This is a genomic window from Micromonospora sp. NPDC005171, from assembly GCF_040608575.1.
Taxonomy (GTDB): Bacteria; Actinomycetota; Actinomycetes; order Mycobacteriales; family Micromonosporaceae; genus Micromonospora.
Map to the genome: position 1 here is coordinate 36,693 of NZ_JBEXIM010000001.1, position 12,004 is coordinate 48,696.

11 protein-coding genes are annotated in these 12,004 nt (G+C 71.9%); 7 read left to right on the forward strand and 4 right to left on the reverse strand.

Features of this window, described 5'->3' with window-relative positions:
• Positions 1-15: 15 nt before the first annotated feature.
• Positions 16-753 carry a helix-turn-helix domain-containing protein gene (locus ABZU74_RS00145; protein ID WP_355416367.1) on the reverse strand — a complete coding sequence of 246 codons (738 nt, stop codon included), beginning with the start codon at positions 751-753 and terminating at the stop codon, positions 16-18.
• 106 nt (positions 754-859) lie between these two features.
• Positions 860-1,258, reverse strand: coding sequence for a VOC family protein (locus tag ABZU74_RS00150; protein ID WP_355416370.1), 399 nt, complete (start codon positions 1,256-1,258; stop codon positions 860-862).
• 121 nt (positions 1,259-1,379) lie between these two features.
• On the opposite strand from ABZU74_RS00150, the gene ABZU74_RS00155 reads away from it, so the two are divergent.
• The 6 genes from ABZU74_RS00155 (at position 1,380) to ABZU74_RS00180 (ending at position 8,948) form a co-directional block, all read left to right on the forward strand.
• Positions 1,380-2,336, forward strand: a complete 957-nt coding sequence (locus tag ABZU74_RS00155) for a YafY family protein (protein WP_355416373.1) — start codon at positions 1,380-1,382, stop codon at positions 2,334-2,336.
• Positions 2,337-2,478: 142 nt separating this feature from the next.
• A complete protein-coding gene (locus ABZU74_RS00160) occupies positions 2,479-3,645 on the forward strand; it encodes an acyl-CoA dehydrogenase family protein (RefSeq protein WP_355416376.1) in 1,167 nt (388 codons plus the stop codon).
• Positions 3,635-4,837, forward strand: coding sequence for an acetyl-CoA C-acetyltransferase (locus ABZU74_RS00165; protein WP_355416379.1), 1,203 nt, complete (start codon positions 3,635-3,637; stop codon positions 4,835-4,837). Before ABZU74_RS00160 ends, ABZU74_RS00165 begins: the two co-directional genes overlap by 11 nt.
• A 14-nt stretch (positions 4,838-4,851) precedes the next feature.
• The gene (locus ABZU74_RS00170; protein ID WP_355416382.1) at positions 4,852-7,017 is read left to right on the forward strand and encodes a 3-hydroxyacyl-CoA dehydrogenase NAD-binding domain-containing protein; all 2,166 of its coding nucleotides are present in this window, start codon (positions 4,852-4,854) and stop codon (positions 7,015-7,017) included.
• On the forward strand, positions 7,014-8,150 hold the full coding sequence (locus tag ABZU74_RS00175) for a CaiB/BaiF CoA-transferase family protein (protein ID WP_355416385.1): 1,137 nt from the start codon (positions 7,014-7,016) through the stop codon (positions 8,148-8,150). The genes ABZU74_RS00170 and ABZU74_RS00175 overlap by 4 nt, the downstream gene beginning before the upstream one ends.
• 72 nt (positions 8,151-8,222) lie before the next feature.
• Positions 8,223-8,948 carry a DUF3800 domain-containing protein gene (locus ABZU74_RS00180; RefSeq protein ID WP_355416388.1) on the forward strand — a complete coding sequence of 242 codons (726 nt, stop codon included), beginning with the start codon at positions 8,223-8,225 and terminating at the stop codon, positions 8,946-8,948.
• 101 nt (positions 8,949-9,049) lie between these two features.
• On the opposite strand, the gene ABZU74_RS00185 is transcribed toward ABZU74_RS00180, so the two are convergent.
• On the reverse strand, positions 9,050-9,895 hold the full coding sequence (locus tag ABZU74_RS00185) for a cytochrome c oxidase assembly protein (RefSeq protein WP_355416391.1): 846 nt from the start codon (positions 9,893-9,895) through the stop codon (positions 9,050-9,052).
• Positions 9,892-10,374 carry a DUF2243 domain-containing protein gene (locus ABZU74_RS00190; protein WP_355416394.1) on the reverse strand — a complete coding sequence of 161 codons (483 nt, stop codon included), beginning with the start codon at positions 10,372-10,374 and terminating at the stop codon, positions 9,892-9,894. The genes ABZU74_RS00185 and ABZU74_RS00190 overlap by 4 nt, the downstream gene beginning before the upstream one ends.
• Positions 10,375-10,698: 324 nt before the next feature.
• On the opposite strand from ABZU74_RS00190, the gene ABZU74_RS00195 reads away from it, so the two are divergent.
• Positions 10,699-11,961 carry a DUF2786 domain-containing protein gene (locus tag ABZU74_RS00195; RefSeq protein WP_355416397.1) on the forward strand — a complete coding sequence of 421 codons (1,263 nt, stop codon included), beginning with the start codon at positions 10,699-10,701 and terminating at the stop codon, positions 11,959-11,961.
• Positions 11,962-12,004: the final 43 nt, after the last annotated feature.

The window sequence follows — 12,004 nt, forward strand, 5'->3', positions numbered from 1 at the left end:
AACCCGGCAACAGGGTTACGGCAGGTCTTGATCCGCCGCCCGACGTCGGCGAGCTGCGCCTCGAACATCGATCTCGTCCAGCAACTCGTCCTCAGCGGAAAACGCAGCCGGGTGCGCCGGCCGGGTCGAACCGTCGCTGGCGAGGACCTGCGGGATGACCTGTTCGACGATTGTCAGCAGGGTCGTGGTGAGCAGCAGGTGCACCTGGGCGCGGGTCAGCGCGTCACGCTGGAGCCATTCGCGGGCGGTCGATGTGGCCAGCCCGCAGTACGCCCGGACCATGCCGCGAAGCTCCTCGTGGTGCTCCGCCTCGCCGGCCAGCCCGACGGCGACCAGCATCCGGTCCGCTGCGACCTCCTCGGCCTCGGCGAGCACGCGCTCCACGTCGGCGTCGCCGCCCATCCCCCGGGCGGTGACCGCCGCCAGCCACGAGGTGCTGTGCCGGGACACCACGTCGAGGAACCAGGTGACGCTGGCGTCGACCCGGGTGCGGAGATCACCCTTGGGCAGCCGTTCCAGGGCAACCTCGGGGATGGTCACCATGACCCGGACGACCTCCAGGTAGAGGTCCTTCTTCGCCCCGAAGTAGTGGTTGACCAGGCCACGGGCGACACCCGCCTCGCGGGCGACGTCGGTGGTCGAGACGTCCGCGTACGGGCGCTCGCCGAACAGCCGGACCGCGCAGGCCAGGATCTGCCCACGCCTGGCGTCCGGCTCCAGACGGCGGCGGCGCGGAGCCGTCTCGACACTCATCTGCCCGACCCTATCGGCAGCTCACACCGCCGGCTTCGGCGTCGACGTCCCCGCCAGCCGGTGCTGCGGTCTCGCGGTGACCGGAAGCCGGGCTGCGTCGACCCGGTCAGCGGTTGAACCTCTCGATCGCGTCGGGGGTCACCGGGGTGAAGAAGTTGACCAGGTTGCCGTCGGGGTCGCGGAGGAGCAGGGCCCGGTTGCCCCAGGGCATGGTCGTGGGCTCGTTCACGAAGTCCTCCACCACGCCCTTCAACTTCTCGTAGAGCGCATCCACGTCTTCCACGAGGAACTCGATGATCACGCTGTGGTTGTCGGCCGGGCGGGCCGAGCCTGGCGCGAACAGTGGGACCGTGCGGGTGCTGCCGATCGCCAGCGTGCCGTGGGCGGTGCGCAACTCGGCGAAGTCCTCGTTGCCCCAGGCCGCCTGCACGCCTGTGATCTTCTCGTAGAAGCCGACCAGGCGGTTGATCTCGCCGGTGATGATGCGGATCGAGACGAAGTCCATGTCTTCTCCCTGCTCAGTACGGGTCGGTATCGGTCTGTCGAGATCACGCTAGAACGAATACTGGACAGATTTGGTCCAGTATCTTGATAAAGTTCAGACCGTGGCCCGACCGACAGCCCAGGTGCTCGCACTGCTGGAGCTCCTGCAGTCCGGCGGCGTCCGGACGATGACCGAGCTTGCCGAGCGCCTTGGTGTCGAACCGCGCACGGTGCGGCGCTACGTGCGTCATCTGGTCGACCTGGACCTGCCGGTGGAGTCGGTGCGCGGTCGCTACGGCGGGTATCGGCTCGCCGCCGGCTATCGTCTGCCGCCGCTGATGTTCAGCGACGACGAAGCCCTGGCCGTCCTACTCGGTCTTGTTGCCGGCCGCCGCGCCGGGTTGGCGACGGCAACAGGCACGGCGGGCGAAACAGCCGCCGCGAAGATCCGTCGCGTCCTGCCGTCGCGGACCGCGGACCGGCTGGACGCCGCACTCCAGTCCCTCGCCTTCACCGCCGAAGTCGGTGACTTCCCCGCGCCGCAGACCGACGTACTACTCGCCGTCGCCGAGGCGGTCCGCCATCACCGGCCGATCTCGCTGCAGTACACCTCGGGCAACGGTAGGCGTAGCGCCCGCGTGCTGCATCCGTACGGGCTGGTCAACCATGCGGGCCGGTGGTATGTCACAGGGGTCGATCCGGAGATCGACGAGGAGCGAACCCTTCGGCTCGACCGCATCGCGGACGCGAGAACGCTGCCGGGCTCGTTCGAGCCGCCCGCCGGGAACGATCCTGCCGGGCGCCTTCTCACCTCGATGGCACAGGCGCCGTACCGGCATGCGGTGTCGGTGCGGATACAGGGAACACCCGAGCAGATCCGCAGGCGGCTACCGGCCAGCGTCGCCGAGGTGCGAGAGGGTGCGGACGAAGGCTGGCAGGACGTGGAGATCCGGGCAGAGAGTCTCGACTGGTTGCCCGGTGTGCTCGCCGCGCTCGACCTGCCATTCGTCATCGTCCGCCCGGACGAACTCCGCGACCGTGTCGTCGCGCTCGCTGAGCGGCTGGCGGCCTCGGCACGACGTGAGTCGGCCCGCGGCTAGCGGCGGAAGTGCCCCACCCAGCCGCCACTCGATCGACTCGGGTTCCCCCTGAGGCCGCGGTCGCGGATGCCCCGCCGACCTGCGCCCGGCGGTTGATCCGTACTTATTGACATGCCGCCAACAGCGCGCGAGGGTGATGCACATGCCGACCCCCCCGCCCGACGGCTCCTCCTCACCCTGGCGCGAGCCGGAGCACGACGACCTGGCCGAGCTGGCCCGCACCTTCTTCACCAAGGAGGTGCTGCCGCACGCTGAGCGCCTGCTGGCGCAGGGACACCCGGACCGCGAGCACTACCGGCGCGCCGGTGAGCTGGGGTTGCTCGGCCTGTCGGTCCCGGAGGAGTACGGCGGCGGGGGCGGCGGGTTCACCCACGAGGCGGTGCTGCTGCACGAGCAGGCGTACACCGGGGAGGGCAGCCTCGGGCTGGCCGTCCACAGTGGCATCGTCACCGGTTACCTGGTGGCCTACGGCAGCGAGGAACAGAAGCGACGCTGGCTGCCCGGCCTGTGCAGCGGTGAGCTGGTCGGCGCCATCGCGATGACCGAGCCGGACGGTGGCTCCGATCTTCAGGCGATGCGCACCCGCGCGGTCCGCGACGGCGACGACTACCTGGTGACCGGCGCGAAGACGTTCATCACCAACGGCGGCCTGGCCGACCTGGTCATCGTGGCCGTGAAGACCGACCCCGAGCAGCGGGCGGCCGGCGTCTCCCTGCTGGTCTGCGAGGTGGGCGGTGACCCGGAGGGCTTCCGCCGGGGCCGACTGCTGTCCAAGATCGGGCTGCACGCCAACGACACCGCCGAGTTGTTCTTCGACGAACTCCGGGTGCCGGCGGCGAACCTGCTCGGCGGCGCCGAAGGGCTGGGCTTCATCCAGCTCATGCAGCAACTCCCGCAGGAACGGCTGGTCATCGGCGTCGGCGCGGTCGCCGCCATGGAACGGGCGGTCGCGCTGACCGTCGCGTACGCGAAGGAGCGCAGCGCCTTCGGCAAGACGCTGATGGGTCACCAGAACACCCGGATGGTGCTCGCCGAGTGCGCCACCCGCGCCCGGGTCAGCCGGGTCTTCCTGGACGACTGCATCGTCCGGCACACGCGTGGCGACCTGGACGTTTCCACAGCGGCGATGGCGAAGTCGTGGCTCACCGACGGGCAGTGTGAGGTCGTCGACAGGTGCCTGCAGATCTTCGGCGGCTACGGCTACACCACGGAATACCCGATCGCCCGGATGTACGCCGACGCCCGGGTCCAGAAGATCTACGGCGGCACCAACGAGATCATGAAGGAGTTGATCGCCCGTGCTCTCTGAGGCGTACGTCTATGACGCGGTCCGCACCCCGCGCGGACGCGGTCGGGACACCGGCGCGCTGCACGGGGTCAAGCCCATCTCCCTGGTGGTCGGCCTGATCGACGCTCTGCGCGAGCGCAACCCCGGCCTCGACGTCGGCCGGCTGGAGGACCTGCTGCTCGGCATCGTCACCCCGGTCGGCGAGCAGGGCGGTGACCTGGCCCGGGCCGCGGCGCTGCTGGCCGGGCTGCCCGACCAGGTGGGCGGGGTGCAGCTCAACCGGTTCTGCGCCTCCGGACTGGAAGCGGTCAACTCCGCCGCCGCGCGGATCCGCTCCGGCTGGCTCGCGGGTGGCGTGGAGTCGATGTCCCGGGTGCCGATGGGCTCCGACGGCGCGGCCTGGGCCACCGACCCGCAGACCGCGCTGGCCACGTCGTTCGTGCCGCAGGGCGTGAGCGCCGACCTGATCGCCACCCTTGACGGCTTCACCCGCGACGACGTGGACGGCTACGCGCTGCGGTCCCAGGAGCGGGCCGCCAAGGCGTGGGCCGGCGGGCACTTCGCCCGCTCGGTGGTGCCGGTCCGCGACGGCAACGGGCTGGACATCCTCACCGTCGACGAGCACCTGCGGCCCGAGACCACCCGGGAGGCGCTGGCCAAGCTCACCCCGTCCTTCGCCACGATGGGCGAGGCGGCCGGCTTCGACGCGGTCGCGTTGCAGAAGTTCCACTGGTTGGAGGCGATCGAACACGTCCACCACGCGGGCAACTCGTCCGGCATCGTGGACGGCGCCGCGCTGGTGCTGATCGGCTCGGGCGACGTCGGTCGGGACCTCGGCCTCACCCCGCGCGCCCGGATCGTCGGCGCGGCGGTCACTGGCGCCGACCCGACGCTGATGTTGACCGGCCCGATCCCGGCCACCCGGAAGGCGCTCGCCGTCGCCGGGTTGACAGTCGACGACATCGACCTGTTCGAGATCAACGAGGCCTTCGCCGCGGTGGTGCTCAAGTACGTCAGTGACCTGGGCCTCGACCCGGACCGGGTGAACGTCAACGGCGGCGCGATCGCGCTCGGCCATCCGCTCGGCGCGACCGGAGCGATGCTGCTCGGCACGGCGTTGGACGAGTTGGAGCGCCGCGACCTGCGCCGCGCCGTGGTGACCCTCTGCATCGGCGGCGGCATGGGCGTCGCCACCGTTCTCGAGCGCTGCTGACCGGAGGACCACACATGACCACCACCATCCGGTACGACCGCGGCGCCGACGGCATTGTCACGCTCACCCTGGACGACCCCACCCAGTCCGCAAACACCATGAACCGGGCGTACGCCGCGTCGATGAGCGCGGTGCTGGACCGGCTGGAGGCCGAGCCAGACCTCGTCGGCGTCATCGTGACCAGCGCGAAGTCGACCTTCTTCGCCGGCGGCGACCTGCCCGAGATGATCAGGGCAACCCGGGCCGACGCGCCCGCGCTGGCCGACCTGCTCGGCACCATCAAACGGGACCTGCGCCGGCTGGAGACGCTGCGCCGGCCGGTTGTCGCCGCGATCAACGGCTCGGCGCTCGGCGGTGGCCTGGAGATCGCGCTCGCCTGCCACCACCGGATCGCGCTGGACGCGCCCGGCTCGCGGCTCGGGCTGCCCGAGGTGACCCTGGGTCTGCTGCCCGGGGCCGGCGGTGTCACCCGGACCGTACGGATGCTCGGTCTGGCCGGGGCGCTGACCACGGTGCTGCTCACCGGCCGGCGGATGCGCCCGGCCGACGCCCTCGCCGCCGGGCTGGTCGACGAGGTGGTCGCCACCGAGGCGGAGCTGCTGGAACATGCCCGGGCCTGGATCGCGGCGAACCCGAACCCGGCACAGCCGTGGGACCGTCCGGGCTATCGGATGCCGGGCGGCACCCCGGCCAGCCGCTCGCTGGCGGCGCAACTGCCCGCCTTCCCGGCGACCTTGCGGAAGCAGCTCAAGGGTGCCCGGCTGCCGGCGCCCGAGGCGATCCTGGCCGCCGCCGTGGAGGGCGCGCAGGTCGACCTGGAGACCGCCCTGACGGTGGAGACCCGGCACCTGATCGGCCTGCTCACCGGGCAGGTCGCCAAGAACATGATCGGTGCCTTCTTCTTCGACCTGAAGGCCGTCAACGGTGGCGCGGCCCGACCGGCCGATGTGGACGCCCCACCGGTACGCCGGGTGGCGGTGCTCGGGGCCGGCATGATGGGCGCGGGCATCGCGTACGCCTGCGCCAGCGCCGGGTTGGACGTCGTGGTCAGGGACGTCACGCCGGAGGCCGCCGGCCGAGCCCGGGAGCACGCCGAACGGTTGCTGGCCCGCAAGGTGGGCAAGGGCCGCGCCACCGAGGCGGACGCCCGCGCCGTGCTGGACCGGATCACCACCACCGACCAGGTGGACGCCCTCGCCGGTTGCGACGCGGTCATCGAGGCGGTCTTCGAGGACCCGGCGCTGAAGAAGGCCGTGTTCGCCGAGGTGCTGCCGGTGCTGGCACCGGACGCCCTGATCGCCTCCAACACCTCCACCCTGCCGATCACCGGGCTGGCCGAGGGCGTGGACCGGCCGGCGGACTTCATCGGCATGCACTTCTTCTCCCCGGTGGACCGGATGCCGCTGCTGGAGATCGTGGTGGGCGAGCGGACCGGGGACGTGGCGTTGGCTCGGGCGTTCGACCTGGGCCGGCGGATCGGCAAGACCCCGATCGTCGTCAACGACGGCCGGGGTTTCTTCACCAGCCGGGTGATCGGCCAGTTCATCGACGAGGCGGTCGGGATGGTCGCCGAGGGTGTCCCCGCCGCGTCGGTGGAGCAGGCCGCCCTTCAAGCCGGCTACCCGACCGGGCCGCTGGCGCTGGCCGACGAGGTCAGCCTCACGCTGATCCAGCGGATCCGCCGCCAGTTCGAGGCGGCCAGCGAGGAGTTCCGGCCCCTGCCGGCGCACCGCCTGGTGGACGAGCTGGTCGACGCGTACGACCGGCCTGGGCGTTCCGCCGGACGCGGCTTCTACGCCTACGACGACGGCACCCGGGGCCGGCTGTGGCCCGGTCTCGCCGACCTGGTCACCGAGGCGGGTCGGGCAGTGCCGTTCACCGACCTTCAGGAGCGGATGCTCTTCGCCGAGGCGCTGGACGCGCTGCGCTGCCTCGACGAGGGCGTGCTGCGTACCGAGACCGACGCCAACATCGGCTCGATCCTCGGCATCGGCTTCCCGGCGTGGACGGGCGGGGTGATCCGCTACGTCCGGCAGTACGCGGGCGGCCCGGCCGGCTTCGCGGCCCGAGCCACCGAGCTGGCCGACCGCTACGGCGACCGGTTCACACCCCCCGCCGACCTGGTCGACCGGCTCGCCGCCTCGGCCGATCGCCCCGTCGAACCGGTGGGCGCCGCGTGACGGCGGCGCGTGGCGGGCCGCTCGCCGGGGTGCGGGTGGTCGAGCTGGCCAGCCTCGCGCCGGCGCCGTTCGGCTGCATGGTGCTCGCCGACCTCGGGGCGGACGTGGTGCGGGTGGACCGGCCGGGCGCCCCGGGAGCGGGTCGGCTGGCCGCACCGACAAGCGGGCCGTTGCAACGGGGACGGCGGGTCACCGCGCTGGACCTGAAATCCCCCACCGGGGTGGCGGACCTGCTGGGTCTCGTCGAGCGGGCGGACGTACTGGTCGAGGCGTACCGGCCCGGGGTGGCCGAGCGGCTCGGCTTCGGGCCGGAGGTGTGCCGGGCCCGCAATCCCCGACTGGTGTACGCGCGGATGACGGGCTGGGGTCAGGACGGCCCGCTGGCGGCCCGAGCCGGGCACGACATCGACTACATCGCGGTGGCCGGGGCGTTGGAGCCGCTGGGACGGGCCGGCGAACGCCCGTACGCGCCGATGAACCTGCTCGGCGACTTCGGCGGCGGCGGGATGCTGCTCGCCGTCGGCGTGCTGGCCGCGCTGCTGGAGCGGGAGCGCTCCGGGCTCGGTCAGGTGGTCGACGCGGCGATGGTCGACGGCTCGGCGCTGCTCACCTCGTTCCTGCACGGGCTGCTCGGCAGCGGCCTGTGGGCCGCACCGCGCGGACGCAACATGTTCGACGGTGGGGCGCCGTTCTACGACACGTACGCCACCGCCGACGGTGGATTCATGGCGGTCGGCGCGATGGAACCGGCCTTCTACGCCGTACTGCTCACCGGCCTCGACCTCGCCGACGACCCGGACCTGCCCGCCCAGTACGACCCGAGCGGCTGGGACGAACTGCGCCGCCGGTTCACCGAGCGGTTCGCCGAACGCACCCGGGACGAGTGGACGGCGGTCTTCGCCGACCTGGACGCCTGCGTCGCGCCGGTGCTCGCCCCCGGCGAGGCGCACGGGCACCCGCACAACGCGGCCCGGGGCACGTTCGTCGAGGTGGGCGGCGAGATCCAGCCGGCCCCCGCACCCCGCTTCGATCGCACCCCGACCGACCGGCCGACACCGGCACCGAACCCTGAGCGGGACGTCCTGCCCGTCGAGGACATCCTCACCGACTGGCCGGACCAGCTAGGTGGTTGATGACGCATTCGGCCCGTCGGCAGGGGCGCGTCGAGCCGACCACGGCGTGTAGCGACGCCCTATCCTTTGTGGGTGCTGCTCACCTATCTGGACGAGTCGTACACCGACCGGTGGTATTGGATAGGCGCACTGATGGTCCCCGACAACGTGGCCATCCCATTGAGCACCGCCCTGGACGATGTCGTGCTGAACGCGGCGAAGGCGTACGGCGTCGACACGGAGTCCGAGCTGCACGGGTACGACCTGTTTCAAGGGCGGGCGCACTGGAGTGGGCTGCCGCCCCGCGCCCGTGTCGCCGTTTACAACGCCGCGATGAAGGCCATCGGCGCGCACGACGTGACGATCATTTTGCGCGGGGTCGACCGCCACGGCCTCGCTCGCCGTTATGCCGCCCCGAAACCTGCCCACGAGGTGGTGCTGTCGCATCTGCTGGAACGTGTCGACGGGTATGCCGCGATGCGCGAGGAACTCGCTCTGGTCATCGCCGACGAGGTGGACAACCCAGCGATCCACCGCTCTGACCTGAGCCGCTACCGCGTCGACGGCACCGGAGGCTACCGGTCACGACGGCTCACCCGGATCGTCGACACATTGCACTTCGCGCCGTCGCACGCCTCGCGGCTGGTGCAGGCCGTGGATCTAGTGACCTTCCTGTATCGCCGGATAGCCAACGGCACGGGTCACGATCCACGCGAGGCGGCGGCCAACGAGAAGCTTTGGTCCTGGGTCGAACAGCGGCGGTACCACTCATGGTGTTGGTCTCCCACAGCCCGGCAGATGCACGAAGGGCCCGCGTGAGCGGGCCCTAAGGCGGCTGCGGGAACCCTCGAGAGAGGGCCTCCTGCGCCACCAAGGTTAGCAGTGGTTAGTGCGCCACGCACAAACCATTACGGTGTTGATCAGGAGTTTTGCGTCAGGGAATCGCCTTTCGATGACGCAAAACTCTTGATCAACGGGGATGGGGACGGGCGGGGGCGGCGGGAGTGGTACCAGGTGGCGAAGAGGGCTGCCGCCAGGAGCAGCTCGGCCAGGTCGCCGCCGTAGTACATGAGTTGGGCGGCTGCGCGGAACGCCTCCGGGTCCCGGTCGGTGAGGCCGGGTGGGAGGGTCTCGGCCTGGGCGTACAGGTATTTGGCCAGCACGGCGTGGCCAGCCGACGCGGCCAGTAACGCGCCGACCCGTACCGCCAGTCCCGGGCGGCGCGGTGCCGGGTCCGGTCCGGCCACCGACCAGGCGAAGAGGTACCCGGCGGCCAGGTAGTGCAGGTGCACGGCGTGATGCAGGACGGGTTGCCGTTCGGCCGCCGCGTACAGCGGGGTGAGCAGCACCAACGCCAGTCCGCCGGTGGTCAGCAGCGCGGCGGTGACCGGGTGGGCGAGCAGGTGCAGCGGGCGGGCGCGCAGCAGCCGGCCGACCGCTCGGCGTACCGGCGGCGGCGCAACCCGCAGCAGCAACGTCACCGGGGCGGCGAGCACCAGGCCCAGCGGGGCCAGCATGCCGAGCAGCAGGTGCTGCGCCATGTGCCCGCGCGGGTCGTCGGGGAGTTGGGCGAGCGGCCCGACTGCGACCGCCAGCAGGGCGCAGCCGACCAGCCAGGACGCGGTGCGCCGGTGGTCCCAACCCCGCGGATCGCGGACGGCGGCCAGCACGTAGCCGGCCGCCAGCACCGCAACCGGGAACAGCGGGAGCCAGGTCGGCCCAGCGGCACCGTGCCCAGCGTGCGCCAGCTGCCCGGCCACCGTCATCGGGGGTCGGCGCCGGGCCGGCGGGACCGGGCCCACCACAGGACAGCGACGCCGGCCAGCAGCAGCACCGCGCCGGCCACGTTCCAGACCACGTCGTACGGCACCAGGTGTACGCCGTAGCGGATCTGGTGCAGCCGGAGCACCTTGTGGTCGACGAGCCCGTCGAAGAGCTGGAATCCTCCGGCGCCGAGCAGGAAGCCACCCCAGGCCAGCCGGCTCGACAGGGCACCCCGTCGACGCAGGTCAGCGAACCAGAAGAACCCGCCGACCAGGGCGATCACCTCGGCGGCGTGCAGCAGCCCGTCCGACAGCAGCGCCACCGATGGAGTGGAACGGTCGTAGAAGTGATGCCAGGCGAGGAGTTGGTGAAAGACGATCTCGTCGACCGCAGCCATGATCGCGATGCCGATGAGGACGCCGGCGAGCACCGAGGAGCGCACGTCGGTGATGCGTGCACCGGGCAGGCGCGATTCGGCCATCACACACCTCGCAGCCGGGTCAGGTAAGCGTCAAACTACCCCGGACCGGGACGACCATGCCGCCAATGCCAACCGTCTACGTCCGGCCGAATCATGATCAACACGGGTTTGGTGAAACCGGGCTGTCCGGTCGGGGGGATACCGCGACTTCCGGAAAGCCGTGTCGATATGGCCGGGCGTTGATCAGGCGGCGGCGCAGCGTCAGCGGTGACATCCCCGTTTCGCGACTCACACGCCACGGACGGCATGATCATGGAGCCTGGAGAGGCAGCGACCGCCAGAGCCCGACAAGAACAACAGCCAGATCCCGAGAAGGAGGTGCCCGTGCCGGACGCGGACGAACTCGTCGCCAACGCGCTCGCGGCGGTGCGCGGCACTGACGTACGGCAGGCCGAACGGCAGCTGGACCACCTGATGGTCGGTACCGGCGCCGCGGACGGCACCACGGCGGTGGACACCGCGCTGCTGCGTCGCCTGGTCCGCGGCCTGGGACGGCTCTGGCCGCGCGGTTGGCAGCCGGTCGACGTGGACCGCATCACCAGTCGGCGGCTCGACGCCCGCGCCGCCCGGCTGGTCCGCGCCGCGATGGCCGCCCAGCGGCGCGACCAGGCCGAGCCGGTCCCGGCCTGGTGGGACGACCAGCTACGCGAGTTGGCGGCCACAGCGGGTGTCGCCGACCGGAGCGTGCTGACCGAGTGGGCCAGCCGGGAGGGCCTGGACCGGGTCGACGCGCTCCGTGCCGCCGTGGACACTCTCGCGCTGGTGGAGAGCCTGCCGCCGATCGCGGTGCTGCGCCCACCGCCGGGCACGAGCGGCGCGGCGCTGCCCCGGTCGGCCGGCACGGCCCGCAGCGGGTCGCCGATGCTGGACCGGGTACGGGCGCTGCTGGCCAAGGCCGAGTCGACCACCTTTCCGGCGGAGGCGGAGGCGCTGACCGGGAAGGCCCAGGAGCTGATCGCCCGGCACAGCATCGACGAGGCGTTGCTGGCCGCCGGGTCGGAGCGCGGCGACCTGCCCGGCGGGGTACGCCTGAGCACCGACACCCCGTACGCGGGCGCGAAGGCGCTGCTCGTGCAGGAGGTGGCGGCGGCGAACCGGTGCGAGGCGGTCTGGTCCGACGATCTCGGCTTCGCCACCGTGCTGGGCTGGCCGGCCGATCTGGTGGCGGTGGAGCTGCTCTACACGTCGCTGCTGGTGCAGGCCACGGCGGCGATGCTACGGGGGCGTGCCGAGCGGCGGCCGGGGTCGGGGCGGCGGACGAAGGTCTGGGACGAGTCCTTCCTCAACGCGTTCGCGCTGCGCATCGGCGAGCGGCTGCGGGCGGCAACCGAGGCGGCGACCGACGCGGCGGACCAGGCGGCGGCCGAGACGGCCGGGGCGGAACGGCTGTTGCCGGTGCTCGCGGCGCGGGGCGAGGCGGTCCGGGAACGGCTGGACACACTCTTCCCCGGCGTCACCCGGCACCGGCTCAGCGTGCGTGACGCGGAAGGCTGGTCGTCCGGCACCTCGGCCGCCGACCGGGCGTCGCTGGACGTCGGCGGTGGCCGCAAGCCCCGACAGGTGCCCGGCCGACCCGATCCCCGCTGAACCACCCGGCGTGGGACCACCCCCGGCGGACGTTTCTGCGATT

Bases quoted from the DNA above. Each gene is read 5' to 3' on its own strand.
- ABZU74_RS00150 (WP_355416370.1), bottom strand. From the start codon at position 1,258: ATGGACTTCGTCTCGATCCGCATCATCACCGGCGAGATCAACCGCCTG.
- ABZU74_RS00185 (WP_355416391.1), bottom strand. From the start codon at position 9,895: ATGACGGTGGCCGGGCAGCTGGCGCACGCTGGGCACGGTGCCGCTGGG.
- ABZU74_RS00170 (WP_355416382.1), top strand. From the start codon at position 4,852: ATGACCACCACCATCCGGTACGACCGCGGCGCCGACGGCATTGTCACG.
- ABZU74_RS00145 (WP_355416367.1), bottom strand. From the start codon at position 753: ATGAGTGTCGAGACGGCTCCGCGCCGCCGCCGTCTGGAGCCGGACGCC.
- ABZU74_RS00190 (WP_355416394.1), bottom strand. From the start codon at position 10,374: ATGGCCGAATCGCGCCTGCCCGGTGCACGCATCACCGACGTGCGCTCC.
- ABZU74_RS00160 (WP_355416376.1), top strand. From the start codon at position 2,479: ATGCCGACCCCCCCGCCCGACGGCTCCTCCTCACCCTGGCGCGAGCCG.